This is a genomic window from Streptomyces sp. NPDC051109 (assembly GCF_044455885.1).
Taxonomy (GTDB): Bacteria; Actinomycetota; Actinomycetes; order Streptomycetales; family Streptomycetaceae; genus Streptomyces.
Map to the genome: position 1 here is coordinate 98,486 of NZ_JBITFF010000017.1, position 26,502 is coordinate 124,987.

At 75.5% G+C, this 26,502-nt stretch carries 20 protein-coding genes; 12 read left to right on the plus strand and 8 right to left on the minus strand.

Annotated elements, in window-relative coordinates:
- Window positions 1-3,297: an amino acid adenylation domain-containing protein gene (locus ACIBAD_RS27515; protein ID WP_398909158.1), complete on the plus strand. Its 3,297-nt coding sequence runs from the start codon at window positions 1-3 to the stop codon at window positions 3,295-3,297.
- Window positions 3,294-4,790 (plus strand): amino acid adenylation domain-containing protein, encoded by a 1,497-nt coding sequence (locus ACIBAD_RS27520; protein ID WP_134076181.1) that lies wholly within the window; start codon window positions 3,294-3,296, stop codon window positions 4,788-4,790. The genes ACIBAD_RS27515 and ACIBAD_RS27520 overlap by 4 nt, the downstream gene beginning before the upstream one ends.
- Before the next feature lie 55 nt (window positions 4,791-4,845).
- On the opposite strand, the gene ACIBAD_RS27525 is transcribed toward ACIBAD_RS27520, so the two are convergent.
- Window positions 4,846-5,577, minus strand: a complete 732-nt coding sequence (locus ACIBAD_RS27525; protein WP_398909160.1) for a sulfotransferase family protein — start codon at window positions 5,575-5,577, stop codon at window positions 4,846-4,848.
- Between the two features lie 259 nt (window positions 5,578-5,836).
- On the opposite strand from ACIBAD_RS27525, the gene ACIBAD_RS27530 reads away from it, so the two are divergent.
- Genes ACIBAD_RS27530 through ACIBAD_RS27545 form a run of 4 tightly spaced genes read left to right on the plus strand, consistent with a single transcriptional unit; the run spans window position 5,837 to window position 11,395 of the window.
- Window positions 5,837-8,542 (plus strand): penicillin acylase family protein, encoded by a 2,706-nt coding sequence (locus ACIBAD_RS27530; RefSeq protein ID WP_398909162.1) that lies wholly within the window; start codon window positions 5,837-5,839, stop codon window positions 8,540-8,542.
- Window positions 8,543-8,550: 8 nt separating this feature from the next.
- The gene (gene cysC / locus ACIBAD_RS27535; protein WP_134076187.1) at window positions 8,551-9,165 is read left to right on the plus strand and encodes an adenylyl-sulfate kinase; all 615 of its coding nucleotides are present in this window, start codon (window positions 8,551-8,553) and stop codon (window positions 9,163-9,165) included.
- Window positions 9,162-10,097 carry a sulfate adenylyltransferase subunit CysD gene (gene cysD / locus ACIBAD_RS27540; protein WP_398909164.1) on the plus strand — a complete coding sequence of 312 codons (936 nt, stop codon included), beginning with the start codon at window positions 9,162-9,164 and terminating at the stop codon, window positions 10,095-10,097. Before cysC ends, cysD begins: the two co-directional genes overlap by 4 nt.
- A gap of 2 nt (window positions 10,098-10,099) precedes the next feature.
- Entirely contained in the window at window positions 10,100-11,395 is a 1,296-nt protein-coding gene (locus ACIBAD_RS27545) for a sulfate adenylyltransferase subunit 1 (RefSeq protein ID WP_398909166.1), read from the plus strand.
- On the opposite strand, the gene ACIBAD_RS27550 is transcribed toward ACIBAD_RS27545, so the two are convergent.
- From ACIBAD_RS27550 to ACIBAD_RS27565, 4 genes are all read right to left on the minus strand, one after another.
- On the minus strand, window positions 11,376-12,227 hold the full coding sequence (locus ACIBAD_RS27550; protein ID WP_398909168.1) for a thioesterase II family protein: 852 nt from the start codon (window positions 12,225-12,227) through the stop codon (window positions 11,376-11,378). The genes ACIBAD_RS27545 and ACIBAD_RS27550 overlap by 20 nt on opposite strands.
- Window positions 12,224-12,598: a VOC family protein gene (locus ACIBAD_RS27555; protein WP_134076201.1), complete on the minus strand. Its 375-nt coding sequence runs from the start codon at window positions 12,596-12,598 to the stop codon at window positions 12,224-12,226. Before ACIBAD_RS27555 ends, ACIBAD_RS27550 begins: the two co-directional genes overlap by 4 nt.
- A gap of 61 nt (window positions 12,599-12,659) precedes the next feature.
- A complete protein-coding gene (locus ACIBAD_RS27560) occupies window positions 12,660-15,446 on the minus strand; it encodes a LuxR C-terminal-related transcriptional regulator (RefSeq protein WP_398909171.1) in 2,787 nt (928 codons plus the stop codon).
- A complete protein-coding gene (locus tag ACIBAD_RS27565) occupies window positions 15,443-15,679 on the minus strand; it encodes an MbtH family NRPS accessory protein (RefSeq protein ID WP_053694625.1) in 237 nt (78 codons plus the stop codon). Before ACIBAD_RS27565 ends, ACIBAD_RS27560 begins: the two co-directional genes overlap by 4 nt.
- A 351-nt stretch (window positions 15,680-16,030) precedes the next feature.
- On the opposite strand from ACIBAD_RS27565, the gene ACIBAD_RS27570 reads away from it, so the two are divergent.
- Window positions 16,031-19,219 carry a BTAD domain-containing putative transcriptional regulator gene (locus ACIBAD_RS27570; RefSeq protein WP_398909173.1) on the plus strand — a complete coding sequence of 1,063 codons (3,189 nt, stop codon included), beginning with the start codon at window positions 16,031-16,033 and terminating at the stop codon, window positions 19,217-19,219.
- Between the two features lie 99 nt (window positions 19,220-19,318).
- Window positions 19,319-19,723 carry a hypothetical protein gene (locus ACIBAD_RS27575; RefSeq protein ID WP_134076209.1) on the plus strand — a complete coding sequence of 135 codons (405 nt, stop codon included), beginning with the start codon at window positions 19,319-19,321 and terminating at the stop codon, window positions 19,721-19,723.
- 223 nt (window positions 19,724-19,946) lie between these two features.
- Here the strand turns inward: ACIBAD_RS27575 and ACIBAD_RS27580 are convergent, their stop codons facing one another.
- From ACIBAD_RS27580 to ACIBAD_RS27590, 3 genes are all read right to left on the minus strand, one after another.
- Window positions 19,947-21,077, minus strand: a complete 1,131-nt coding sequence (locus ACIBAD_RS27580) for a type III polyketide synthase (protein WP_166682212.1) — start codon at window positions 21,075-21,077, stop codon at window positions 19,947-19,949.
- A 318-nt stretch (window positions 21,078-21,395) separates the two neighbouring features.
- Entirely contained in the window at window positions 21,396-21,803 is a 408-nt protein-coding gene (locus ACIBAD_RS27585) for a carboxymuconolactone decarboxylase family protein (RefSeq protein ID WP_398909175.1), read from the minus strand.
- A complete protein-coding gene (locus tag ACIBAD_RS27590) occupies window positions 21,800-22,468 on the minus strand; it encodes a class II aldolase/adducin family protein (RefSeq protein ID WP_134076212.1) in 669 nt (222 codons plus the stop codon). The genes ACIBAD_RS27585 and ACIBAD_RS27590 overlap by 4 nt, the downstream gene beginning before the upstream one ends.
- 118 nt (window positions 22,469-22,586) lie before the next feature.
- Between ACIBAD_RS27590 and ACIBAD_RS27595 the strand changes: the two genes are divergently transcribed.
- The 4 genes from ACIBAD_RS27595 to ACIBAD_RS27610 all read left to right on the plus strand — a co-directional run bounded on the left by ACIBAD_RS27595 (window position 22,587) and on the right by ACIBAD_RS27610 (window position 26,414).
- Window positions 22,587-22,970 carry a MerR family transcriptional regulator gene (locus ACIBAD_RS27595; RefSeq protein ID WP_134076386.1) on the plus strand — a complete coding sequence of 128 codons (384 nt, stop codon included), beginning with the start codon at window positions 22,587-22,589 and terminating at the stop codon, window positions 22,968-22,970.
- A 66-nt stretch (window positions 22,971-23,036) separates the two neighbouring features.
- Entirely contained in the window at window positions 23,037-23,777 is a 741-nt protein-coding gene (locus ACIBAD_RS27600) for an SAM-dependent methyltransferase (protein ID WP_398909178.1), read from the plus strand.
- Between the two features lie 160 nt (window positions 23,778-23,937).
- Window positions 23,938-25,197, plus strand: coding sequence for an FAD-dependent oxidoreductase (locus ACIBAD_RS27605; protein WP_398909180.1), 1,260 nt, complete (start codon window positions 23,938-23,940; stop codon window positions 25,195-25,197).
- Window positions 25,194-26,414 carry a cytochrome P450 gene (locus tag ACIBAD_RS27610; RefSeq protein ID WP_134076218.1) on the plus strand — a complete coding sequence of 407 codons (1,221 nt, stop codon included), beginning with the start codon at window positions 25,194-25,196 and terminating at the stop codon, window positions 26,412-26,414. The genes ACIBAD_RS27605 and ACIBAD_RS27610 overlap by 4 nt, the downstream gene beginning before the upstream one ends.
- Window positions 26,415-26,502: the final 88 nt, after the last annotated feature.

Sequence of the window (26,502 nt, forward strand, 5' to 3'; positions counted from 1 at the left end):
ATGTCCCTGATGCACCCCGAGCAGATCATGTTCCCGGCGACGCACGCCCAGCAGCGGATCATGATCATCGAGCAGCTGTACCCGGGCGGCTCCGCCTATCACGTGCCCTTCGCGGTGCGGCTGCGCGGACCGCTCGACACCGCCGCCCTGACCGGCGCAGTCCGGGAGGTGGTGCGCCGCCACGAGTCGCTGCGCACCGTCTTCCGCACGGTCGACGGGGTCCTCGGCCAGATCGTCGAGGAGGACCACCTCGTCGAGGTGCCGGTACGGGACCTGGCCGGCCACGCGGCCGCGGCCGACCCCGAGGCGCTGGCCGCCCTGGTGGCCGAGGCGGCGGCCCGCCCCTTCGACCTCACGGGACGGCTGCTGCGCGTCGAGCTGCTGCGGCTGGCCGCCGAGGACCACGTCCTGGCCGTCACCATGCACCACCTGGTCTCCGACAGCTGGTCCTGCGGGATCTTCGTCGGCGAACTGGCCGCCGCCTACCCGGTGCTGCGGGCCGGCGGCCGGCCGCGGCTGCCCGAGCCGGAGGTGCAGTACGTCGACTACGCGGCCTGGCACCGCGAGCAGCTCGACGGGGAGCGGACCGAGGAACTGCTCGGCTACTGGCGCGAGCGGCTGGCCGGGATGCAGCCGGTGCTGGAGCTGCCCGCCGACCGCCCTCGGCCGCCCGTGCAGTCCTTCCGCGGGGCGACCCTGCCGGTGCGGCTGTCCCCGCGGACCTCGGCCGCCGTCCGGCAGGCGGCCCGCGCCCTCGGGGTCACCCCGTTCACCGCCCTGCTGGCCGCCTTCCAGGCGGCGGTGGGCCGCTGGACCGGCAGCGAGGACGTCACCGTCAGCAGCGGGGTCGCCCACCGCACCCCGCAGGTGGAGCAGGTCATCGGCTGCTTCATCAACGTGCTGCTGCTGCGGGCCTCGCCGGCCGGCGACCTTCGCTTCGCCGAACTGGCCGCGCAGGTGGGCGAGACCGTGCTGGACGGCCTGCAGCACCAGGACCTGCCCTTCGACCGGCTGGTGGAGGAACTCGCGCCCAAGCGGGACCTGAGCCACCAGCCGCTGGCGCAGGTGATGTTCCTGCTGCAGAGCGCGCCGCTGCCGGACGTGGCGCTGGACGGCCTGGAGCTGTCGACCGTCCCGGTCCGCCGCAAGGCCACCCACCTGGACCTCAACGTGCAGCTGTGGGACTCCGGGGAGTGCTTCGAGGGGGTCGTCGACTACAGCACCGACCTCTTCGACGAGGCCACCGTCGCCCGTATGTGGACCCAGTACGAGACCCTCCTCGCGGCGGCCGCGGCCCGCCCCGGGGACCGGATCGGGGAACTGCCGCTGCTGCGCCCCGAGGACGAGCACACCCTGATCACCGAGTGGAACCGGACCGCCGCCGAGGTCCCCGCGGACCTCACCCCGGCCCTGGTCGAGGCCCGCGCGGCCGCCCACCCGCACGCCCCGGCCGTGGTCGGCGACGCGGGCACCCTCACGTACGGCGAGCTGAACGAGGCCGCCAACCGGCTGGCCCGGCTGCTGATCGAGCGCGGCGCCGGCCCCGAGCGGACGGTGGCGCTGATGCTGCCGCGCTCGGCCGAGACGGTGACGGCCGTGCTGGCCGTCCTGAAGTCCGGCGCCGCCTACGTCCCGGTGGACCCGGTGCTGCCGCCCGACCGGATCGCGTACCTGCTCTCCGACGCGGCGCCGTCGGCCGTGGTCACCACCACGGGCGTCGCCGCGGCGGCGACGGGCACGGCCGAGCGCCTCGACCTGGACGCGCCCGCCACCCGGGCCGCGCTGGCCCGCTGCGCCGCCGCAGACGTCACCGACGCCGACCGGCGGGCCCCGCTGCGCCCCGACCACCTGGCGTACGCCATCTACACCTCCGGCTCGACCGGAAAGCCGAAGGGCGTCCTGATCAGCCACCGCGCGCTCGCCGACTACCTGGCCGCCTGCCGCCGGGACTACCCGGGTCTGGCGGGGTCGGCGCTGCTGCACTCGCCGGTCTCCGTCGACCTGTCGGTGACCACCCTGCTGGGGCCGCTGACCGCGGGCGGCCGGATCGTGCTGGGCGGGCTGGACGGCCGCACGGACGAACTGCCGGGCGGGGAGGGCCGGCTGTCCCTGCTGAAGGTCACGCCGAGCCACCTGCCGATCCTGCTTGGGCTGCCGGAGGCGTACTCGCCCACCGGGGACCTGGTCATCGGCGGCGAGATGCTGACCTCCGAGGTCCTCGACCAGTGGCGGGCGCGCTTCCCCGGCGCGGTGGTCACCAACGAGTACGGGCCCACCGAGGCCACCGTGGGCTGCGTGGCCCTGCGGGTGGGCCCCGGCGAGGTGCTCGCCCCGGGTCCGGTCCCGATCGGCCGGCCCATGGCCAACTCCCGCGCGTACGTACTGGACCGCGCGCTGCGGCCGGTGCCGGTCGGGGTGGCGGGCGAGCTGTACGTGGCGGGCGCCGGGCTGGCCCGCGGCTACCACGGGCGGCCCGCGCTGACCGCGTCCGCGTTCCTGCCCGATCCCTTCGAGGGGCCCGGGCAGCGGATGTACCGCACCGGGGACCTGGCCCGCTGGACGGCCGGCGGCGGCCTGGACTACCTCGGCCGCATCGACGACCAGGTCAAGGTGCGCGGGTTCCGCATCGAGCTCGGCGAGGTGGAGGCGGCCCTGGCGTCCCTGCCCGGGATCCGGGAGGCGGTCGTCAAGGCGGTGCGGGAGACCGGCGACACCACCCTCGCCGCCTACTACGTACCGGAGGGCGGCGGGGAACTGCCGGTGGGCGGGTTGCGGGAGCAGCTGCGCCGGACCCTGCCCGAACACATGGTGCCCGCGCACTTCGTGGCGCTGGAGCGGCTGCCGCTCGCGGTCAGCGGCAAGGCCGACCGGGGGGCCCTGCCGCCCGTCGGCAGCGCCCGGCCGGCCCTGGACACCGGGCGGCTGGCCCCCCGTACCCCGGTGGAGAAGCTGCTCGCCGAGGTGTGGGGCAGCGTGCTCCACGTCGACGGGGTCGGCGTGCGGGACGACTTCTTCGAGCTGGGCGGCTACTCGCTGGCCGCGACCCGGATCGCCGCGCTGACCGCGGAGGTGTTCGGGGTGGAGATCCCGCTGCGGGAGGTCTTCGCGGCCACCGACGTGGAGAGCCAGGCGGCCCTCGTGGAGGCGGCCGGCCGGGACCAGGGCGTGGACGTCGCGGCGATCGCGCGCCTGGCCCTGGAGATCGGCGAGCTCAGCGAGGACGAGGTGGAGGAACTGCTGGCCGGCCGGGACGGATCCGGGCCGGCGGACACGGACGCTGGAGGCGGTCGGGAATGAACGGACAGGCATGCCTGCACGAGCTCGTGCAGGACTGGGCGCGGCGGATCCCCGAGGCGCCCGCGCTGCGCTTCGAGGGCGAGCAGTGGAGTTACGGGGAGCTGAACGGGCGGGCCAACCGGCTGGCGGCGCACCTGCGCCGGATGGGCGTGGGCCGGGAGTCCGTCGTGGGCGTGCTCATGGAGCGCGGCCCGCAGCTGCCGCTGGCGATGCTCGCGATCCTCAAGGCGGGCGGGGCGTACCTGCCGATGGACCCGGCGCAGCCCGTGGACCGGCTGGGTTACCTGATGGGGGACGCGGGCTGCGAGCTGGTCGTCACCACGACCGCCCTGGCAGGGCAGGTCCCCGAGGAGGCGGCGGCGGTCTGCGTCGACGACCCGTTCACGGCGGACATGCTGACCGGGCTGTCCGCGGCCGACGCGGAGCTGCCGGCGCACCCGGACCAGCTGGCGTACGTCATCTACACCTCGGGATCGACGGGCCGCCCCAAGGGGACCCTGCTGCCGCACCGGGGCGTGGCCAACCTGACCTCGCACATGGCGCGGCAGTTCACGATCGGGCCGGGCGACCGCTGGCTCCAGCTGACCACGCCCTGCTTCGACGTGAGCGTCCTGGAGATCTTCGGGGCGCTGACCACGGGCTCCTGCCTGGTCCAGGGCTCTGCGCTGACCCTGCTCGACCCGCGGGCGCTGGGCGCCCTGATGCGCGACGAGGGCGTCACGATCGGGGTGTTCACCACGGCGATCCTGCCGCTGCTGGACCCGGAGCAGCTGCCCGAGCTGCGGGTGGTCAACGTGGGCGGGGAGCAGCTGAGCCGCTTCCAGGCGGACCGGTGGTCCTCGGCGACGCGGATCGTCAACAACCAGTACGGGCCCACCGAGGCGACCGTGGCCTGCACCGAGCAGCGGCACGATCCGCGGCTGGGCCGGCCCAAGCCGCTGATCGGCGAGGCGATGCCGAACCTGGAGGCGCACGTGGTGGGCCCGGACGGGTCGGAGCAGCCGCCGGGCGGGTTCGGCGAGCTACTGATCGGCGGCGTGTGCCTGGCGCGGGGCTACCTGGACCGGCCGGGGCTGACGGCGCTGAAGTTCGTACCGGACCCGTTCGGCGGGCACGGCGCCCGGCTGTACCGGACGGGCGACCTGGTGCGCTGGACGGAGGGGGGCGACGGCCTGGAGTTCGCGGGGCGGATCGACACCCAGATCAAGCTGCACGGGCACCGCATCGAGCCCGGCGAGATCGAGGAGGTCCTGCTGACGCATCCTCGGGTCAAGGACGCGGTGGTGGACCTGGTGCGGCCGCAGGAAGGCGGCGAGGGCGTGCTGACGGCCTTCGTCACCGGTACGGACACCCCTTCGCTCGCGGAGGTCCACGCGCACCTGCGCACGGTGCTGCCCGTGTACATGCTGCCGGGGCGGGTGGTCGTGCTGGACGAGATCCCGCTGACCCCCAACGCCAAGGTGGACCGGCGGGCGCTGGCCGCGGCGCTCTGACGCGAGGGGGCCCGGCCCGCGGTGCGCGGGCCGGGCCCCCTCGGGTGCGGGGCGGTCACAGAGCGGGGGCCTCCTGGCCGACCCTCAGCCGGGCGTCCCAGAGAAACTCGTAGAACGGGCGGTGGTGCGCGGCGAACTGCGCGAGCTTCGGGTTGTTCTCCGGGGTGTGCCGGTAGGCGGTGCGGCTCTTGGAGAAGCCGGTGCTGTTGCTGACGGCGACGTGCCAGCGGTCGGTGCGCTGCCATTCGCCGCGGGCGGTGGCGTCCCAGCTGAGCGTCTCGGGCCGGAAGGGGATGCCGACGGCGGCGCAGTAGGCGGCCATCGTCGCGGCGGGCCGCTCCACCAGGTCGTCGGAGTCGACGACCACGGGCGGCTCACCGCCGGCGCCGAGGACGGCCAGGTACATCTCGTGCAGGCCCTCGATGCCGACGTCCGAGAGCTCCATGTCGGGCTGGAGGGCGTAGAAGGAGGAGACGATCTCCTCCGGGCGGCGCAGCAGGAAGGTGTGCCGGGTCCCGGCGAGGAACTCCGTGTCCGCGAGGACCTCGGCGTAGTGGTGGTCGGTGGTGTCCTTGAAGAACACCGGCCGGTGGCGGGCGAGTTCGCCGATCGCGTTGATCAGCTCCCGTTCGGAGCGCACCACGGCGCCCTCGATCTCGGTCTCCCCGAAGTCCGCGACGTTGCAGAACGGCTCGTGCAGGGCGGTGATGTCGCCGTGCTGGAGCATCGACCGGAAGAACGCGGTCGAACGTGATCGTGGTGCCGCCCAGAGCGCTGTCGCCGGCATGTCCCCGCCTTCGTGTCCGGAAATGACCAAGGGTGAAGTGCACCGGTTCCGCCGCTGCGGCGTCCCCGGGTGCCCCACTCAACCGCGGGCCGCTCCCGGCCCGCTATCGGCCCGCTGCCGGGCCGCTCTCCCGGCCGACGGCCGGCCAATAGCGAACGAATAGCGGAACGACTGTCGGGAGATTCCCCGGCTTATGCCCGGGCGGTGCGACTGCCACCGTCGGGAGCGCAGAGTTCCGCCGAGCATGGGATCGGACGACATGAGCGATGTGATGGATCCGCTGACCCGGCCCGGCGCGCCGGGTGGGGAGGACCCGGGTGGCACCCCTCGGGGGGACGGGCCGCCGGACGGCGGGCCGCAGGAGGTGCGGGCCGCGCCGCGGCGGGGCTCGCGCTGGTGGCGCAGGCTGCGGGTGACCGCGTGGTGCCTGGCGGTGCTGCTGGTGACGGTGGCCTGCGTGGCCGGCCTCGCGGCGACCCGGATGGTGCGGGCCTCGTACCCGCAGGTGTCGGGCGAGCTGGCGGTGGCGGGCCTGCACGGGCCGGTGACGGTGGCCCGGGACGCCTCGGGCGTCCCCCAGATCTACGCGGGCGACCCGCACGACCTGTTCCTCGCACAGGGGTTCGTGCACGCCCAGGACCGGTTCTGGGAGATGGACGTCCGCCGGCACATCACCTCCGGCAGCCTCGCCGAGCTGTTCGGCGAGAGCCAGGTGGAGACCGACTCCCTGATCCGGACGATGGGCTGGCGGCGGGTGGCCGAGCAGGAGGTCGCCCTGCTGGACCCGCAGTCGCGGGCCAACCTCGACGCGTACGCGGCCGGGGTGAACTCCTACCTCGCCGGCCACGGCGGCGCGGACCTGGGGGTGGAGTACCCGCTGCTGAAGCTGGGCGGCCTGGACTACAGCCCGGCGCCCTGGACGCCCGCGGACTCGGTGTCCTGGCTCAAGGCCATGGCCTGGAACCTCAACGCGACCCTCTCGGACCAGGTGCGGCACGCGCTGCTGGCCGCGACCCTGACCGACGCACAGGTCGACTCCCTCTTCCCCACGTACGACTTCTCCCGCTGGCGGCCCATCGTCTCCCCCGGCGACAGCCAGGGCACCGTGCCCGAGGCGCCGGCCGGTCCCGCCGCGTCCGCGGCCGCCAGCGCGACGGCGACGGCCACCGCGACGGCCGCGTACGGGCCGATGGCGGGTGCCTCCGACGCCCTCGCCGGAGTCGACAAGGTGCTCGGGCCGCGCGGTTCGGGCATCGGCTCCAACTCGTGGGTGGTGGCCGGCAGCCGCACGACGAGCGGCAAGCCGCTGCTCGCGAACGACCCGCACCTGTCCCCGTCCATGCCGGGCGTCTGGTACCAGGGCGGCCTGCACTGCACCACGACCGGCCCGGCCTGCCCGTACGACGTGTCCGGCTTCGGCTTCGCCGGGATGCCCGGGGTGATCGTCGGCCACAACGGCGACATCGGCTGGGGCGTGACCAACCTGGCCCCCGCCGACACCGACCTGTTCGTGGAGCGCATCACCGGCGGCACGTACGCCTACAAGGGCGGGCAGCGGCCGCTGGAGTCCCGGCAGGAGGTGCTGAAGGTCGCCGGCGGACCGGACCGCACCATCACCGTCCGCTCCACCGTCCACGGCCCCGTCATCTCCGACGCCTTCCCCAAGGCGAAGACGCTCGCCGCCGAGGGCCGCATCCCCGGCGTGGAGCGCGACAGCGGCGGGGGCGCCGAGTACGCGGTCGCGATGCGGTGGAGCGCCCTGGACCCGGGCCGGACCATGGACGCGGTGTTCCAGCTGGACACCGCCAAGGACTGGGACTCCTTCCGGGCCGCGGCGGCGCTGTTCTCCTCCCCCGCGCAGAACCTGGTCTACGCCGACCGGCAGGGCCACATCGGCTACCAGGCGCCCGGCCGGATCCCGGTGCGCGGCAAGGGGGAGGGCCGCTGGCCGGTGCCCGGCTGGACCGGGGAGTACGACTGGCAGGGCTTCGTTCCCTTCGACGCGCTGCCGCGCTCCTTCGACCCGGCGTCGGGCTACATCGTCACCGCGAACAACGCGGCGGCCGGCCCGCAGTACCCGTACGACCTGACCCGCAACTGGGGCGACGGCTACCGCAGCGAGCGGATCGCGCAGCTGATCGAGAAGGCGGGCAAGCTGGACGCCGCCGCCATGCAGCGCATCCAGCTCGACGACCACAACGAGAACGCGGCCGCCCTGACCCCGTACCTGCTGGCGGTCACCCCCGGCAAGGACGCCCGCGCCGCCCAGGACCTGCTGCGCGGCTGGGACTTCGGGCAGGGCGCGGACTCGGCTCCGGCCGCGTACTTCAACGCGGTGTGGAGCAACCTGCTGAAGCTGACGTTCTACGACGAGCTCGACGGCAACAAGGCCCAGCTGCACGTCGACGGCGGCGGCCTCTGGTACGACGTCGTCCGCAAGCTGCTGTCCTCGCCGGACGACCCCTGGTGGCGCAGCGCCAAGGACCCGCGCGGCCTGCGCACCCGCGACGACGTGCTGCGGGCAGCCCTGGACGACGCCGCGAAGGAGCTGTCCGGCCGGCTCGGCGCCGACCCGGCGAAGTGGCGGTGGGGCGCCCTGCACACCCTGACCCTGCGCAACGACACCCTGGGCACCGGCGGGCCCGCCCCGGTGCAGTGGCTGCTGAACCACGAGCCGGTGGAGGTCGGCGGCGGCTCGGCGACGGTCGACGCGACCGGCTGGGACGCCTCCAAGGGATACGAGGTGAACTGGGTGCCCTCGATGCGGATGGTCGTGGACTTCGCCGACTTCGACGCCTCGCGCTGGATCAACCTGACCGGCGCCTCCGGACACGCCTTCAACGACCACTACGACGACCAGACGGAGCTGTGGCGCAGGGGCGAGACCCTCCCGTGGCCCTCCAGCCGGTCCGCGGTCACCGCCGCGACGAAGGACCGCCTGACCCTCCGCCCCGAAGGAGCGTGAGCAGACCGATGACACTCGTGACGACCCTCCCCGCGGCCCCGCCGCAACCCGGCGCCCTGCCGCAACCCGAGGCCCGGCTGTGCACCTGCTGGCCGGGGGCCACCGTGTGGCTCACCGGACTGCCGAGCGCCGGCAAGACGACGATCGCCGAGGAGCTGGCCGGACGGCTGCGCCGGGAGCACCGGCGGGTGGAGGTCCTCGACGGGGACCAGATCCGCAAGTTCCTCTCCGCCGACCTCGGTTTCTCCCGGGACGACCGCAACACCAACGTCCAGCGGATCGGCATGGTCGCCGAGGTGCTGGCCCGCAACGGGGTGCTCGTCCTGGTCCCGGTGATCGCGCCGTTCACCGACAGCCGCGAGGCGGTCCGGGCCCGGCACCGCGCGACCGCGACGCCCTACCTGGAGGTGCACGTGGCCACTCCCGTCGAGGTGTGCTCCGTACGCGACGTGAAGGGCCTGTACGCCAAGCAGGCGGCGGGCGAGATCTCCGGTCTGACCGGCGTCGACGACCCGTACGAGGCTCCGGACTCCCCGGACCTGCGCATCGAGTCCCACACCCAGACCGTCCGGGAGTCGGCTTCGGCCCTGCACGCACTGCTCACCGAAAGGGGTCTGGCATGACGGCCACCGTCCGGGCCGCGGAAGCGGCCGGCTCGCTCTTCACGCTGAGCCATCTCGACGCCCTCGAATCCGAGGCCGTGCACATCTTCCGCGAGGTGGCGGGCGAGTTCGAGAAGCCGGTGATCCTCTTCTCCGGCGGCAAGGACTCCATCGTCATGCTGCACCTGGCGCTCAAGGCCTTCGCGCCCGCGCCGGTGCCCTTCACGCTGCTGCACGTCGACACCGGGCACAACTTCCCCGAGGTCCTCGACTACCGCGACCGCGCGGTGGCCAAGCACCACCTCCGCCTGCACGTCGCCTCCGTCCAGGAGTACATCGACGCCGGCAAGCTGCGCGAGCGCCCGGACGGGGTCCGCAACCCGCTCCAGACCGTCCCCCTGACGGAGGCCATCCAGCAGCTGAAGTTCGACGCCGTGTTCGGCGGCGGGCGCCGCGACGAGGAGAAGGCCCGCGCCAAGGAGCGCGTGTTCTCCCTGCGCGACGAGTTCTCCCAGTGGGACCCGCGCCGCCAGCGCCCGGAGCTGTGGCAGCTCTACAACGGCCGCCACGCACCCGGCGAGCACGTCCGCGTCTTCCCGCTCTCCAACTGGACCGAGCTGGACGTGTGGCAGTACATCGCCCGCGAGGACATCGAACTGCCGCAGATCTACTTCGCCCACGAGCGCGAGGTGTTCCAGCGCAACGGCATGTGGCTGACCGCCGGCGACTGGGGCGGCCCGAAGGACGGCGAGAGCACCCGGCGGCGCCTCGTCCGCTACCGCACCGTGGGCGACATGTCCTGCACCGGCGCCGTCGACTCCGACGCCGCCACCATCGACCAGGTCATCACCGAGATCGCAGCCTCCCGGCTCACCGAGCGGGGCGCGACCCGCGCCGACGACAAGATGTCCGAGGCCGCGATGGAAGACCGCAAGCGCGAAGGGTACTTCTAGCCATGACCCCCACCACGAACACCGCTCTCGGCGGCATCGCCGGCACCTCGCTGCTGCGCTTCGCGACCGCGGGCTCCGTGGACGACGGCAAGTCCACCCTGGTCGGGCGGCTGCTCTACGACTCCAAGTCGGTCCTCGCCGACCAGCTGGAGGCGGTCGAGCAGGCCTCGCGCGGCCGCGGCCAGGACGCCCCCGACCTGGCGCTGCTCACCGACGGCCTGCGCGCCGAGCGCGAGCAGGGCATCACCATCGACGTCGCCTACCGCTACTTCGCCACCGCCCGGCGCCGGTTCATCCTCGCCGACACCCCCGGCCACGTGCAGTACACCCGCAACATGGTCACCGGGGCGTCCACGGCGGAGCTCGCCGTCGTGCTCGTCGACGCCCGCAACGGGGTGGTCGAGCAGACCCGCCGGCACACGGCGGTCGCGGCCCTCCTGCGGGTCCCGCACCTGGTGCTCGCGGTGAACAAGATGGACCTGGTCGGCTACGACGAGTCCGTCTTCGCCGCCGTCGCCGCGGAGTTCGCCGACTACGCCCGCGGGCTCGGCGTCCCCGAGGTCACCGCCATCCCGGTCTCCGCGCTGGCCGGGGACAACGTGGTCGAGCCCTCCCCGCACATGGACTGGTACGGCGGCCCCACCATCCTGGAGCACCTGGAGACGGTCCCCGTGGACCACGACCCGCAGGGAGCGCCGGCCCGGCTCCCGGTGCAGTACGTGATCCGCCCGCAGACCGCCGAGCACCCCGACTACCGCGGCTACGCGGGCCAGATCGCCTCCGGCGTGCTGCGCGTCGGAGCCCCGGTGACCGTCCTGCCGTCGCGGCTCACCACCACCATCGAGGCCATCGACACGCTCGGCGGCCCCGCCGAGGCGGCGTGGGCCCCGCAGTCGGTCACGGTGCGGCTGGCGGACGACATCGACGTCTCCCGGGGGGACATGATCGCCCCGGCCGACGGCGCCCCGCCGGTCACCCGCGACCTCACGGCCACCGTCTGCCACGTCGCGGACCGGCCGCTGCGGGTCGGCGACCGGGTGCTGGTCAAGCACACCACCCGTACGGTCAAGGCGGTCGTGAAGGCGATCCCGTCCCGGCTGGCCCTGGACGACCCGGCCCGCCGCACGGCGGTCGAGGAGCTGCGGGCCAACGACATCGGCCAGGTCGTGGTCCGCGCGGCCGAGCCGCTCGCCCTCGACGCGTACGCGCGGTCCCGCCGTACCGGGTCGTTCCTGCTGATCGACCCGGACGACGGCACCACGCTGACGGCGTGCATGGCTACGGAGCCGGCCTGCTGACCCCGCCTGCCCCGCCGATCCCACCGATCCCGCTGACCCCGCTTGCCCCTGCGCCAAGGGCGCCGGCCACCAGGGCGACCAGCTGCTCCTCGCGCCCCTGGAGGTAGAAGTGGCCGCCGGGGAACACCCGGGTGCCGAACCCCGCCGTGGTCAGCTCGCCCCAGGTCGCCAGCTCCCCGGGCGGGCAGCCTGTGTCCCGGTCGCCGCCGAACGCGGTGACCGGGACACCGGTGCGCGCGGGCTCGCGCACCGGCAGGTAGTCGGTCAGCAGCCGGAAGTCGGCGCGCAGCGACGGCAGGAGCAGCTCCCGCAGCTCGGGTATCTCGTACACCTCGGGCTCGGCGCCGCCCTGCCGGCGGGTGTACGCGACCAGCGAGTCGTCGTCCAGCGCGGGCAGGTTCTCGCGGTCGCGGTGCGGGGCGGCCGTCCCCGAGACGAACAGGTGCACGGGGGCGGCGTGCGGCGCGGTCCGGCCGAGCCGGAGCACGGTCTCGTACGCCACGAGCGCGCCCATGCTGTGCCCGAAGACGACGGTGGGCAGTACGGGCAGCGCGGCGAGGGCCGCGGCGGCGGCGCCCGCGCTCTCCTCCATCGTCTCGCTGCAGGGCTCGGCCAGCCGGTCCTGGCGGCCGGGGTACTGCACGGCGAGCAGTTCGACCGCGGCCGGGAGGTGGCGGGCCCAGCCCTGGTAGGTGCTCGCGCCGCCGCCGGCGTGCGGCAGGCAGACGATGCGGGCGCGGGCGGGCTGCGGGGCCGGGGCCCCGGGGACGGTGAGGCGCTTGAGCCAGCGCGATCCGTCGGCGCCGCCAGCCGAAGTGGCGTGCGCCGTCACCCGAGTTCCCCGCGCTCCACGCAGAACTCGTTGCCCTCGGGGTCCGCGAGGGTGACCCAGCCGCTGCCGTCGGGGCGGGTCCGGTCGGCGACCAGGCGGGCGCCGAGGGCCTGCACCCGGGCCACCTCGTCCGCGCGGGTGCGGCCGTGCGGCTTGAGGTCGAGGTGGATGCGGTTCTTGGCCGCCTTGCCCTCGGGAACCCGTACGAACAGCAGGGTGGGGCCGCCCTCCGGGTCCTCGATGACCGCCTCGGGGTCGCCCGGCTTGTCGTCGTCGGCCAGGGGGCGGCCCAGCAGGCCGCTCCAGAACAGGCCGAGGTCGTACGGGTCGCCGGTGCAGTCGAAGGTGATCGTGCGGATGCTCGGGTACATCGTGGTTCTCCGTGGGCAGTTGGGGGTGGGATCGGCCGGCCGGCCGATCACCCGGATGATCTCAGGATGCCCCGGCGAGGGACTTGGCGCGGGCTCGGGGACGGGCGACCACGGTGTTGCGGCCGATCATGTTGGCGATCTCCGCGCGTGAGGAGACCTCCAGCTTCGCGAAGATCCGGCCCAGGTGGGTCTCCACCGTCTTGTGGCTGACCCCGAGGGTGCGGGCGATCTGCCGGTTGGTGCAGCCCCGGCTGACCAGCTGGGAGATCTCGTACTCGCGCTGGCTGAGCATGTACGCCTCCTGCGCGGGGGCGGCGGGTACGGCGGCCTCGGCGGTGGCGGCGGCGACCTCCCGGCCGAGCCGGGCCGCCGAGCAGGCGGTGGCCGTGTACGCGGCGGCGGTCAGGTGGCGGTCGGCCTGTTCCGGCTCGCCGAGCCGCGTCCGGGCCCGGGCGAGGGCGACGCGGGCCCAGCCCTCGTCGGCGGCGTGCCCGCAGGCGGCTGCCGCGGCCAGGGCCTCCTCGGCCGGGGCGAGCGCCTCGGCGGGGCCGTCGGCGACGGCCGCGGCCAGCAGCAGCGCCTGGACGCGCAGCCCCGCGAGGCCGGTCCGCGCGGCGAGTTCGCGGGCCTGGTCGGCGGCGGCCCTCGCCGCGTCGGGGCGGCCCACCGCGAGCCGGGCCCCACACAGGGTCTCGGCGAGCGCGAGCCGCTCCGCGGCGGGCAGGGGCGCGGCGTGCGGGTCGGCCAGTTCGGCGCCGGCGAGGGTCTCCAGGCTGCCGAGGGCGTCCCCGGCGGCCAGTTCTGCGGCGGCCAGCACCAGCCGGGAGCGGTGCCACCAGGCGCCGTCGGCGGCGGCCAGGGCGCAGGCGGCCCGGGCCACCGCGACGGCCGTCTCGGGGGTGTGGGCCTCCAGGGCTACCTGGGCGCGCACGCACAGCGCCAGCGCGCGCGGTTCCTGACCGCCCGCCAGTTCGGAGCAGCGTACGGCCTCTTCGGCGCGGGCGGCGGCCTGCGGAAAGCGGCCCTGGCGCAGCAGCAGGGCGGCCAGGCCGGCGGCGAGCGCGGTGGCGGCCGGCCACTGGCCGGTGGAGCGGGCGGTGTCGAGGCCGCGGGTGAAGTGCCGTACGGCGGAGCCGTACTGCTCCAGTTCGGTCTCCAGACGGGCCAGGCAGTCCAGGGCGCCGAGGCGCAGGGCGAGGGTGCGGTCGGTCAGGGTGTCGGCGATCCGGGCCGCGGCGCGGGCATCGCCCAGGGCGGCGGAGGCCTCCCCGGCGGCCAGGTGCACGGCGCCGCGGGCGGCGAGGGCGTGGGCGTGGAGCGCCTCGTCGGCGCCGTGCGCGGCGGCGGCCCGTACGGCCTCGTCGGCCCAGGCTTCGGCCTCCGCGGGGCGGTCGGCGCCGGCCGTGGCCGCGAGGGCGGTCCACAGGGCTGCGGCGCGGTGCGGGTCGGCGCCGGCGGGGGCCGCGGCGAGCTCGGCGAGCGCGGCGCGGCGGATCGCGCGGGCCTGCGCGAGGTCCCCGGCCAGTTCTGCGAGCCGGGCGCGCGGTTCGGCGGCGTCCGCTCCCCCGGGGGCCTGCTCGCGCCCGTCGAGGAGTTCCTCGCGGGTGGCGAGGGCGGCGCGGGCCAGGTCGCTGCGGCCGCTGCGGACGGCGGCGGCGGCCGCGGCGGCGAGCAGCTCCCGGCGGCGGGCCCGGTGCGCGGGGGTGGCGGGCAGCAGCCGGGCGGCGGCGGTGTACCAGGCGCATGCCGTGGCGGGGGCCGAGGCGAGCATCTCTTCGGCGGCGGCGACGAGTTCGGTCGCACCTGACTCGTCTCCGGGCCGGCAGGCCTGCTCGGCGTGGCGGGCGCGGCGGACCGCCGGGCGGCCGTGGCTCCGGTGGTGCGTACGGGCGCGGCGGTGCGCGCCGAGCCGCCAGCCGCCGGGCACGGCGCCGTGCACGAGCCGGGCCAGCAGGGGGTGGCGGAACTCGACGTGGCCGGGGACGGCGGCGCAGGTGCGCAGCACGTCCGCGGCGAGGAGTTCGTCGACGGCGGCGAGGACGGCGGCGCGGTCGAGTTCGGCGACCTCGGCGAGGGCGTCGGGCTCGGCGGGCTCGCCGAGCACGGCGGCGGCGTGCGCGACCAGGCGGGCGTGCGGGCCGAGGGCGGCCACCTCGGCGAGCAGCGGGGCCGCGGCGCGGGCGGCGAAGGGGCCCGCTCCGGGGGCGTCCCCGGGGCAGGCACCGGGGCCCTCGCAGGAGGCGGTGAGCAGGGCGAGCAGGCGGGGGTTGCCGCCGCTGTCCTGGTGCAGGGCGGCCCGGTGGCGGGCGCACGGCCCGGCGCCCGCGAACTCCTCGGCGCCGGCCCGGTCCAGCGGGGCGAGGTCGAGGTGTTCGGCGTACCGGCCGGGGTGCGGCGCGGTCAGCGCGGCGAGCAGCCCGGGCGGGCACTGCCGCGGCCGGTAGCCGAGTACGAGCAGCACCCCGTCCCGCGGTGTCTCCAGCAATCCGGTCAGCGCCTGCCGCGCCTCCTCCCCGCACCGGTGCACGTCGTCGACGATCAGGACGACGGGGGCGGTCGGGGCAGAGGGAGCAGTCGGGGCGGTGCGAGCGGCCGGAGCGGTGGGAGCGGCCGGGGAGGGCAGGGCCGCGAGGGCCTGTGGGAGGGCCTCCGGGGTCGTGCTGCACACGTGGGCGCCCGCGCGGGCGGCCCACGCGGCGATCTCGGCGAGGAGCCGCGTGGTGCCCAGGCCCGGATCCCCCGCGATACCGACGAGGGCCGGGCCGTCGCCGAGGGCGGCGAACCGCCGGCGGACGGCCGCGAGCTCCTCCCCACGGCCGATCAGCGGGCGTATCGAGCCTGTGGTCACCGAGGCCCCGCTCCGGCGGCGGCGCCGGCGTCCTGCGCCATGGCCTGACGCAGGCTGAGCGGCCGCATGTCCGTCCACACCTCGTCCACGTGCGCGACGCACGCCTCCTTCGACCCGCTGAACCCGGTGGCGCGCCAGCCCGCCGGGATCTCGCGGATCTGCGGCCAGATCGAGTACTGCTCCTCGTCGTTGATCACGACGTCGTACCGGCCCTCGTCGTCGTCCTGGAACACGGCCCAACCTCCGATGATCGCGCTGATTGCGTTGACAAATGCCCGACCAGACTGGTTCAGCGGGTCCCGACGCCACAACGGACGGCCGATGGAGGGTGGCGAACCCTCCCATCGGAGAACCCGATCGCACCCGGTCAGGGCCCCGGGCGCAGCCGATCGCCGCATCCGGTCGCACCACCGGTCAGGCCAGGCCACGACCCGGCCGCAGCCGAGGGCCGCACCCCATCGCCGCGGCCGATCCCACGCATCGCGAACCCCGCACCGCGACCCCTGGCAGGGGCCGGCCGGCGGCCCGTAGCCTGCCCGCGGCCGCCCCTGCCCAACGGGCTGCCGGGAATGGGGGATTCGCAGATGAACATCGGCCTACTGGGTCCGCTGGAGCTCACACGGGACGGCGTGCCGCGCCCCCTCGGCGGACCCCGCCAGCAGATCGTCCTCGCGGCGCTGGCCCTCCACGCGAACCAGGTCGCCCCGCAGGAACTGCTCGTCGACGCCATCTGGGGCGAGTCCCCGCCGGAAACGGCGCGGACCCAGGTCCAGTCGGCGGTCTCCGCTCTGCGCAAGATCTGTGCCCGGGCCGGGCGCCCCGACGCGATCGAGACGACCGCGGCCGGCTACCGGCTGCGGGTGGCGGACGAGGAACTGGACGCGCACCGGTTCGCCCGGCTGCTCGCGCGCGCCCGCTCGTACGCCGCAGCCGGCGACCCCGCCGAGGCGGCGCGGCACCAGCGCGAGGCGCTCGCCCTGTGGCGGGGCCCTGCCCTGCTGGGCCTGGACAGCGATCCGGTGCGCCGGGGCGCGACCCTGCTCGACGAGCAGCGGCTGACGGCCCTGGAGGAACTGGCCCGGTTGGACCTGGCACTGGGCCGGCACGCCGAGATGACGGGCGAGCTGTTCGCCCTGGCCGCGGCAGAGCCGCTGCGCGAGGGGCTGCACGCGAGCCTCATGCTGGCGCTGTACCGGTCGGGACGGCAGGCGGAGGCCCTGGAGGTGTACCGCAGGCTGCGTGCCGTGTTCTCCGCGGAGCTGGGAATCGAGCCGGGCCGCGCCCTGCAGGACCTGGAGGCGGCCGTCCTGAACCGGGACCCCTCCCTCGACGAGGCCGCGGCCGCCCCGGTCGGCCCGTCGGGGGGCCGGGCCGTGGCGCAGCCCGCACCGGCTTCGGCCGCAGGCCCCGTACGACCCGAACAACTGCCCTCCGACCTGCCCGACTTCACGGGCCGCGGGGAGTACCTGGCCGCGCTCACGGAGTTCCTCGGCGGCCCGGGCGGGGCCTCGGGCGGTACGGGTGAGCCCGTGCGCATCGCCGGGATCTGCGGCAAGGACGGGGTCGGCAAGTCGAGCCTGGCCGTGCACGCGGCGCACCGGCTGCGCGAGCGGTTCCCCGACGGCCGCCTGTACGCCGCGCTGGCCGACGGCGGCGACGGGGGCGGCAGCGGGGACGGGGGCGGTGCCGGCGGCGACGCGCTCGCCGGGGTGCTGGCCGGCTTCCTGCGCGCGCTCGGCGTGCCCGCGCACGCCGTGCCCGAGGGCCGCGGAGAGCGCCGGGCGCTGTACCGCAGCCTGCTGGCGGGCCGGCGGGTGCTGATCGTGCTGGACGACGTGGCCGACGAGGCCGCGGTCCGCGAACTCCTGCCGGGCGACGCCTGTTCGGCGGTGGTCGTCACCGGCCGCTACCCGCTGACCGGCCTGCCCGGCATCCGGCAGATCCGCCTCGACGTCCTCGACGAGGCGCACTCGGTGGAGCTGCTGACCCGGATCGCCGGCGCCGAGCGGATCGCGGGCCAGCTGCCGGCGGCCCTGGAGCTGGCCGAGTTCTGCGGTGGGCTGCCGCTGGCGCTGCGGGTGGTGGGGGCGCGGCTCGCCTGCCGGCCGCACTGGACGCTCGACCGGCTCGTACGGCGCTTCCGCGACGAGGCGGGCCGGCTCGACGAGTTCTCGTACTGCGGGATGGAGCTGCGCTCGCACATCACGCTGGCCTACCGGGCGCTGGATCCGGAGCCGGCCCGGCTGCTGCGGCTGCTGACGCTGCTGGACGCGGCGGAATTCCCGGGCTGGACGGCGGCCGCGCTGCTCGGCACGGATCCGGCCGGGGCCGAGGACGTGGTGGAGGAGCTGGTCCACTCCCAGCTGCTGGACCTCGTACCCGGCGGCGAGGAGGGCGGCGGGGAGGGCGGCGGCGACGCGGGCTCCTGCACCACGGCCCGCTACCGCTTCCACGACCTGATCCGCGTCTTCGCCCGCGAGCAACTGCTGGCGACGGAGAGCGCGCAGGAGTCCGCGAACGCGGTACGCCGGGTGCTGGAGACCTGGCTGTCGCTGGCGGCGCAGGCCCACCGGCGCGAGCACGGCGGGGACCTCCCCGTACTGCACGGCGGCGCCTCCGCGCCGCTGTACGCCCTCCCCGCCGCCGCGGTCGACGAGGTCCTGGCCGCGCCCGGCGGGTGGTGGGAGCGGGAGCACGACGCGCTGGTGGCGGCGGTGCGCCGGGCCGCCGGTGCCGGCCTCCACGAGGTGGCCGGGGAGCTGGCGGTGACCTGCGCGGGGCACTTCGAGACCCGCGCCCACACCGAGGACTGGCGCGAGTGCGGTGAACTCGCCCTGGCCGCCTGCGAGGAGGCCGGGGACGCGCGGGGCGCGGCCGCGGCGCGTACGAGTCTGGCCGCGCTGCACCTGTTCCGGCACCGGGCCGCCGAGGCGGCGCCGCTGCTGGCCGCGGCCGCGGACGCCTTCCGCGGACACGGAGACCGGCACGGGTCGGCCCTCGTACGGTGGCTCTTCGCGCGCGCCGACGCCGTACGGGGCGACCACGCGGCGGCGGCAGAGGGGCACGCGGCGGCCGCGCTGCTGCTGCGGGAGGCCGGGGACCGGGCGGGCGAGGCCCTGGCGCTGGCCGGGGAGGCCGCCGCCCGGCTGGAGCAGGACCGGCCCGAGGAGGCGCGGGATCTGCTGACCCGGGCGCTGGGCCTGAGCCGGGAGACGGGCTCGCCGCGGGCCGAGGCGGAGACGGTGCGCGGGCTGGGCGCCCTGTACCTGTACACCGGGGAGGGCGAGCTCGCCGCCCAGGCGTTCAACTGGGCGCTGCGGATGGACCGGGCGGCCCGCAACCGCACCGGCGAGGCGCACACGCTGCTGGGCCTGGGCCTGGTGCACGGGCGCGCCGGGCGCGGCGAGGCCGCCGAGGGGGCGCTGCTCCAGGCCCTGGCCCTGGCCCGGCGCACCGGCGACCGGGTGGCGGAGGGCCGGGTCGCGCTCGCCCTGGGCCGGGCCGCTCTGGAGGGCGGTGCGCCCGAGGCGGCCGTGGCCCATCTGGCGTCGGCGCGGGAGGTGTTCGGCGGCCCGGGCGGCTCCCGGGTCTGGCGGGGCCGTGCGTCCAGCGCGCTCTTCGACGCGTACGCGGCCGCCGGCGACCTGGCTGCGGCCCTGGCCGAGGCGTCCGCGGCCGAGGAGCTGCTGGCGCCCGACCCGGCCCCGGCCGCGGCCCGTCTGCGTTCCGAACTCGCGGGCAAGCAGCTCCTGGTGCGGGGGTCGGCGGGGTAGCGGTGCGGTGGGAGCGGCCGGCGGATAGCGGGCGGGTAGCGGGCGGCGGCACGCTGCGGGCACCGGGGCAGGCGGCCCCGCTCGCAGGAAGGCACCCGCATGCCCCGTACCGCACCGCCGGCCCTCCCGTACGGGGCCGCCCTCTCCTACGAGGCCGCCGCCCGGGTCTGCGCGACGGCGGCCCGGACGCTGCTCGTGCCGCGCGTCAGCTCCGCGACCGTGCTGGGTACGGGCCCGGCCGCGGCGGCCCACCTCTCGGCGCTCGTGCGCGAGGTGCCCGGCCTCGGCAACATCACGGTGCACCCGGGCCCGGCCCGCTGGCCGGACGCCGGGGCCGCGGCCCTGGCGGCCGCGCAGGGCACGGTCCTGGCCGCGGCCGCCTCCCGCGACCGGGCCCTGCTGGGTGCGGACCTGGTCGTCGTGGCCGGCCCTGCCCTCCCGGTGGACCGCGCCCTCCTGGCCCCCTCGGCGGTCGTCATCCAGGCCCCGCCGACCGCTACCTGACGGCCCGGCAGGCGCCGTGCCGGTGTGCGCCGTAGGCGCCGTGCCGGTGTGTGCGCCGGGCGCCGTGCCGGTGTGCGCCGCAAGGCGGGCCGCCGCCTGGGGCTGCGCGACTGCGACCCGGACGCTGCGGCGCTGCAGTGCGCCGCGCCGTGCCGGAGTGCGCCGCAGGTGCCGTGCCGGTAGGCCCGAGCCGTCGCCGTGCCGGTGCGCGGAGCCCGGCCGGTCACGAGGCCGGCGCACGCGTCGCGGCGACCGCGGGACGCCGGGTCGTGGTCCCGTACGCACCGTCCCGGCCGTCGGTCCAGGTCCCGAGGGCGATCTCGGCGGTGATGCCCGGGCCGAAGCCGGCGATGAGGCCGGGGGCGGCCTCCTGTTCGCCGCCGCCGTCCGCGAAGAACCGGTCGAGGGCGTCGAAGACGACGGCACTGGCGATGTTGCCCCGCTCGGTGAGGGTGGCCCTGCTGTGGCGGAACATCGCGGCGGGCACCCGCAGGTGCGTGGCGAGGTCGTCCAGGATGCGCGGTCCGCCCGCGTGGACGATGTAGAAGGCCAGGTTCGAGAGGTCCCAGCCGTACGGGGCCGCCATCTGGACCATCGCGGGGGCGAGCCGGGCCATCGTGCCGGGGACGCGCTTGTCGAGCACGAAGTGGAAGCCGGTGTCGCGGACGTCGTACGAGATCCAGTCCTCGGTGCCTGCCACCAGATGGGATCCGTTGTGCCGAAGCCGCACGCCCCGGCCGCCGCTGCCCCGTACGACCGCCGCGGCGACGGCGTCGCCGAACAGCCCGTTGGAGAGCAGGTTGCCCACGGCCAGGTCGGTCGGCTGGTAGCTCAGCGAGCAGAACTCGCAGGCGACGATCAGCACGTTGGCCCCGGGGTAGGCGGTGCAGAAGTCGTGGGCGCGGTTGACGGCCGCACCGCCGGCGGCGCATCCGAGCTGGGCGATCGGCAGCTGCCGGGTCTGCGCCCTGAAGCCCATCGTGTTGATGAGCCAGGCCGTCAGGGACGGCATCATGAAGCCGGTGCAGGAGACGTAGACGATCAGGTCGATGTCCTCGGGGCCCAGGCGGGCGTGGGCGAGGGCCCGGCGGACGGTCTGGGGTACGAGCGCCTTGGCCTCCCGGGCGTAGACGGCGTTGCGCTCGGTGAACCCCGGGTGGTGCAGGGTGGCTTCGAGGGGCTGGACCAGGTGGCGGGTCGCGACGCCGGTGTTGGTGATCAGCCGTAACGCGAGGTCGAGCATGGGGTGGCCGGCGTGGCGGCGCCGCGCGAGGTCCAGGGTCTGTTCGAGGGTGATGACGTGCTCGGGGACGCTGATCGCGGGGCGGCAGAGGACGGGGGCGGGGAGGGACACGGCGGGTTCGGTTTCCTTACCGGGCGACCGGCAGGGTGAGGGGGGCCGGGTCGGGGCGCCGCTCACCGCGCGCGATGGGGTGGTTGATCATGCGCCCACTTATAACGGCCCGACGATCGGTCTCCGGCCGCCTGCCGCCGCCGGCCGCCGCGGTACGGGGCCGCGGGGTGGGGCTCGGGCCTTGGCGGCGGGGGCCGGTACGGCTCCGGCGGCGGGTCCCCGCGCGCACGACTGTCGAGCCGTTCGGGTGACACAGGAGATCGCGGGGAGTCCGGCGGCGGGGTCGGGGGCCACCGGACTGCCCCGACTCCGCGCGCCTCAGAGCGGCTTGGCGTCCTCGGCGTGGACGAGTTCGACGATCGTCTCGATGCCGAGTGCGTACGCGGGGACCCCCGCGGTGAGGAGCGAGGTCTCGGCGACGCCGATCAGGTCGGCGACGCAGGCTCCGGCGTGCAGTGCGCCCCGGGCGTGGATCCGCGCCGGGTCGGCCCGGCCGAGGGCCAGCAGCTGCCCGAAGTGGACGAGCTGCTGTACGCGCCCGCCGAGCGGGTTGTCCGTCAGCACGATGTGCCGCAGCCCGGCGACCGCCTCCTCCGTGTGGAGCCGGCCGTGGGCCTGGGCCAGGTCCAGACGGGCCTGCACGCCGGCCGGGACGGCCCCGAGCGTGGCGCGGTAGCGCTCGCGTACCGCCTCGGCCCGCGGGGCGGCGGCCTCGTCCCGTGTCACGACGCCACCCGCGCGATCGCCGCCCGCACCGTCTCCAGCGCGCCCTCGGGGAAGTCCACGGCCCCGCCGATCGCCGCCGCGGCGAGCTCCGCCTCGGCGCTCTCCTCGATGGCCACCACGAGGTGGGCGGTGTCCGCCGGATCCGGTCCGAACACCAGGAGGCCGTGGTTGGCCAGCAGGACCGCGGCGGTCGTGGCGCTGTGCGCCAGCGCGTCGACGACACCCCGTACCGAGGTGTCCGACCCGCGCGGCCCCCACGGCACCACCGGCACGTCCTCGGCCTGGCCGAACCGCAGCATGGGCTCGGTCCGGCAGGGCAGCGGCCGGTGGGCCACGGCGAAGGCCGTCGCGGAGGGCGAGTGGGTGTGGATGACCGAGCCGACCTGCGGGCGGGCGCGGTAGACGGCACTGTGCATGGCGATGATCTCCACGCTGACGGAGCGCAGTTCCCCTTCGAGGACCTGCCCGTCGAGGCTCACGGTCGCCAGGTCCTCGGGCCGCAGACCGCGGACGAAGCCGGGCGTCAGCATGAAGCGGTCGGCGTCGAGACGGACGCTCAGGTTGGCGTGGCCGGAGTGCGACATCACCCCCGCCTCGAAGAGCCGCCGGGAGGCCTCCACGAGCTGATGGGCCTCGTCCCGGATCCGGCGTGCGTCTGTGGTCATGTCTTCGTCTCCCAACGCTGGGGGCGACGGCCGCTGTCGTGCGGCCGTCCCGTACGTGGCCCACTCTTCAACTTGAACTAAGGTTCAAGTCAAACGCGAGAGGAGAGCGGACGTGCGCATGACGATCGGGCAGCTCGCCGGGGCCACCGGGGTACCCGCCTCGGCCATCCGGTACTGGGAGCGCCACGGGCTGCTGCCCCAGCCCGAGCGGCAGAGCGGGCAGCGGCGCTATCCGGCGGGCGCCGCGGAGCGGATCGTGCTGCTGCGCAAGTGCCAGCAGGCGGGCCTGACCCTGGCCGAGATCCGCGAGCTGCAGCAGGACCAGCCGCGCCGGCAGGCGATGATCCGTACGAAGGTCGCCGAGATCGAGCAGCGCCTGGTCGATCTCGACCACGCCCACCAGCTCCTGACCCACGCCCTCCAGTGCAGCAAGACGGACATCGTGGGCTGCCCCAACTTCCGGGAGCAGATGGCCGCGTGGCGTGCGCCGTCCGCGCCGTGACCCACCGCCCGAAGACTGCTCGAAATCGAGGTGCGGTCCCTGGGTTCCGCTGACACGCTACCCCCAATGAACCGTGAACAGATTTCCGAAATCGCCCACACCCACCACCCGATCAAGGCCCCGCTCGACGACGAATCGGTACGCCGGCTGCTGGAGCGCGGGCTCCCGCGGGGCGACGAGCGCGTCCTCGACCTCGGGTGCGGCAGCGGAGAGTGGCTGCTGAGGGCACTGGCCGCACGACCGCTCGTACGCGCCGAGGGCGTGGACATCTCCGAGGAGGCCCTGGCACTGGCCGGGAAGGCGGCCCAGGACCTCGGCGTGGAGGAACGGCTGACCCTCCACAAGACGCCGGCCGCGGACTTCGCCTCCCCGCACCCGTTCGACCTGGTGCTCAGCGTCGGGTCCACGCACGCCTTCGGGGGGCTGCTCCCCACCCTCGCGGCGGCGCGCGAGCACCTGGCCCCCGGCGGCAGCGTCATCATCGGCGACGGGTTCTGGGAGCGCCCGCCGTCCCCGGAAGCGGTCGAGATGCTCGGCGAGTTCGCCGACCTGGCGACCACCGTGGACCGGATCGCCGCCGAGGGGTGGACCCCCGTCGAGGGGCACGTCAGCACGCGCGCCGAGCTGGACGCGTACGAGTGGTCCAACTGGGGTTCGCTGGCGTCATGGGCCCTGGACCACCCTGCCGATCCGGACCGTTCGCACGTGCTCGAAACGGCGAACACCCGGCGCTCCGAATGGCTGCACACCTACCGGGAGACCTGGGGCTTCGTCTCCCTGGTCCTGCGCCGCACGCCGGGCCGCTAGCTCCGCACGCCGGGCCGCTCGCTCCGGGCGCCCGGCCACGCGCGCCGGGCGCCCGCCCGCCGGCGACCGGCCGACTCGCAAGGCGCTACCGCAACCGCCGCTCCCGGTGGGGTATACGTCGTCTGGGGTTTGCCCGATGCCGGCGAAGGGAGTGGTTGCCGTGGAGCGTACGGCCTGCTGTGTGGTGGGAGGCGGGCCCGCCGGGATGGTGCTGGCCCTGCTGCTGGCCCGGGCCGGGGTGGAGGTGACCGTGCTGGAGAAACACGGCGACTTCCTGCGCGACTTCCGCGGCGACACCGTGCACCCGTCGACCCTGTCGCTGTTGGACGACATCGGCCTCGCCGAACGGTTCGCCCAGCTGCCGCAGCGGCGGGTGACCTCGGTGCAGCTGCCCATCGGGCCGGACCGCTCCCTGGTCACGGTCGGGAACATCGGGGCGCTGCACGGCAAGTACAACTACATCGCCATGGTGCCGCAGTGGGACCTGCTCGACCTGCTCGCCGACGAGGCCGGCAAGGAGCCGTCCTTCCGGCTGCGCATGGAAACCGAGGCGACGTCCTTCCTGATGGAGCGGGGCCGGGTCGCGGGCGTGCGGTACCGCACCGCGGACGGCTCCACCGGCGAGCTCAGGGCCACGCTGACCGTGGCCTGCGACGGCCGCGGGTCCTTCGCCCGGGTGCTGCCCGAGCTCGGCCTGGAGAGCTTCCCGTGCCCGATGGACGCCTGGTGGTTCCGGCTGCCGCGCCACGAGAGCGACCCCAGCGGGCTCGTGGGAGGCCTGGGCGAGCGGTTCTTCAGCGCGCTCATCGACCGCGGTGACTACTGGCAGTGCGCGGGGCTCATCCCCAAGGGCACCGACGCCGAGCGCCGCGCCGAGGGCCTGGACCGGTTCATGGCCCAGTTCACCGAAGCCGTCCCGTGGCTGGCCGACCGGGCGCACTCCGTCACCTCGTGGGATGAGGTCAAGCTGCTCGACGTACGCCTGGACCGGCTGCGCCGCTGGCACCGGCCGGGTCTGCTGTGCATCGGCGACGCCGCCCATGCCATGTCGCCGGTGTTCGGCATCGGCATCAACCTCGCCGTGCAGGACGCGGTGGCCGCGGCCCGCCATCTGGTGCGCCCGCTCCGCGAGGGAACCGTGGGACTCCACGACGTACGCCGCGTACAGCTCCGCCGCATGCCCACGACGGTGGCCGCGCAGGGCATGCAGCGCCTGGCCCACGCCCAGGTCATCGAGCCGCTGCTGGCCGGCCGCACCCCCTTCGGCCACCCCCAGCGGGCGAAACGGCTCACGGAGCTCGTCACCGACTCGCGGTGGCTGAACCGGGTGCCGGCCTACTTCATCGGCTACGGGGCGCTGCGCGAGCGGCCGCCGGCGGAGTCGCTCCGCGGCGGCGACGCGATGCGGGAGGTGTCGTGAGCGAGCAGCCGGTCCTCCTCCCGTACGGCGACCCGGCCTTCGTCGCGGACCCGTTCCCGCTGTACCGGCAGCTGCGCGAGGACGGCCCGGTGCGCCGCGTCGTCATCGCGGGCGCGCTGGAGGCCTGGCTGGTCACCCGCTACGAGGACGGGCTCGCGGCCCTGTCCGACTCCCGCCTCAGCAGCAACGTCCGCGACGCCTCGGACACCCGGCTCCTGCAGCAGCTGCCGGACACCGAGCGGGAGTCGATGCTGGGCAACATGCTGCGCAGCGACCCGCCCGACCACACGCGGCTGCGCCGCCTGGTCTCCAAGGCGTTCACCGCCCACCGGGTGGCGCAGATGCGGCCGCGGATCCAGGCCGTCGCCGACCGGCTGCTGGACGCGGTCGTCGCGGCCGGGCGCGCCGATCTCGTCGCGGACTTCGCGCTGCCGCTCCCGGTCACGGTGATCAGCGAACTGCTCGGCGTCCCGGTGGACGAGCGGCACGAGTTCCAGCACTGGACCGACCGCATGATCATGCGGGGCGCGGAGCCGCCGGACCCGGCCGTGGTGAACGAGGCGTGGCAGCACATGCGCGGCTACGTCACCGAACTCATCGGCGCGAAGCGGGCGGAGCCGGGCGAGGACCTGCTCAGCGCCCTCATCACGGCCCGGGACGAGGAACAGCGGCTGAGCGAGGACGAGCTCGTCGCCATGGTGTTCCTGCTGCTGGCCGCCGGCTACATCACCACGGTCAACCTGATCGGCGGCGGCATCGCCATGCTGCTCGCCCACCCCGGCCAGCTCGACCTGCTGCGCTCCGATCCCGGTCTGCTGCCGGGCGCGATCGAGGAGTTCCTCCGCTACGACGGCCCGGTCAGCCCCGGCATCGCCCGCTTCGCGCGGGAGGACGTGGAGATCGCGGGCGTGCGCATCCCGCGCGGCGCGACCGTGCTGATCGGCTCGGCCGTCGCCGACCGCGACGCGGGGCGCTTCCCGGATCCCGACCGCCTGGACATCACCCGGCCGGACAACGCCCACCTGGCGTTCGGGCACGGCATCCACTACTGCCTGGGGGCTCCGCTGGCCCGTCTGGAGGGCCAGATCGCGATCGGCACCGCCCTGCGCCGCCTCCCCGGCCTCGCCCTCGCGGTACCCGCGGCGGAGATCCCCTGGCGTCCCGGCGGCCTGCGCGGCCCCCTGGCCCTGCCGGTGACGTTCACCCCGGGCGGGTAGCAGGCGGCGCGGCCCGGCCCCGGCGGACGGCACCCGGCGGACGGCCCCGGGCTGCGGCACGGGGCGGCTGCGCCGGGCGGTTGTCACC

Excerpts from the sequence above, each read along its gene's own strand:
- ACIBAD_RS27515 (WP_398909158.1), top strand. The coding sequence starts at position 1 with ATGTCCCTGATGCACCCCGAGCAGATCATGTTCCCGGCGACGCACGCC.
- ACIBAD_RS27520 (WP_134076181.1), top strand. The coding sequence starts at position 3,294 with ATGAACGGACAGGCATGCCTGCACGAGCTCGTGCAGGACTGGGCGCGG.
- ACIBAD_RS27525 (WP_398909160.1), bottom strand. The coding sequence starts at position 5,577 with ATGCCGGCGACAGCGCTCTGGGCGGCACCACGATCACGTTCGACCGCG.
- ACIBAD_RS27530 (WP_398909162.1), top strand. The coding sequence starts at position 5,837 with ATGAGCGATGTGATGGATCCGCTGACCCGGCCCGGCGCGCCGGGTGGG.
- cysC (WP_134076187.1), top strand. The coding sequence starts at position 8,551 with ATGACACTCGTGACGACCCTCCCCGCGGCCCCGCCGCAACCCGGCGCC.
- cysD (WP_398909164.1), top strand. The coding sequence starts at position 9,162 with ATGACGGCCACCGTCCGGGCCGCGGAAGCGGCCGGCTCGCTCTTCACG.
- ACIBAD_RS27545 (WP_398909166.1), top strand. The coding sequence starts at position 10,100 with ATGACCCCCACCACGAACACCGCTCTCGGCGGCATCGCCGGCACCTCG.
- ACIBAD_RS27555 (WP_134076201.1), bottom strand. The coding sequence starts at position 12,598 with ATGTACCCGAGCATCCGCACGATCACCTTCGACTGCACCGGCGACCCG.
- ACIBAD_RS27570 (WP_398909173.1), top strand. The coding sequence starts at position 16,031 with ATGAACATCGGCCTACTGGGTCCGCTGGAGCTCACACGGGACGGCGTG.
- ACIBAD_RS27575 (WP_134076209.1), top strand. The coding sequence starts at position 19,319 with ATGCCCCGTACCGCACCGCCGGCCCTCCCGTACGGGGCCGCCCTCTCC.
- ACIBAD_RS27590 (WP_134076212.1), bottom strand. The coding sequence starts at position 22,468 with ATGACCACAGACGCACGCCGGATCCGGGACGAGGCCCATCAGCTCGTG.
- ACIBAD_RS27595 (WP_134076386.1), top strand. The coding sequence starts at position 22,587 with ATGACGATCGGGCAGCTCGCCGGGGCCACCGGGGTACCCGCCTCGGCC.
- ACIBAD_RS27600 (WP_398909178.1), top strand. The coding sequence starts at position 23,037 with ATGAACCGTGAACAGATTTCCGAAATCGCCCACACCCACCACCCGATC.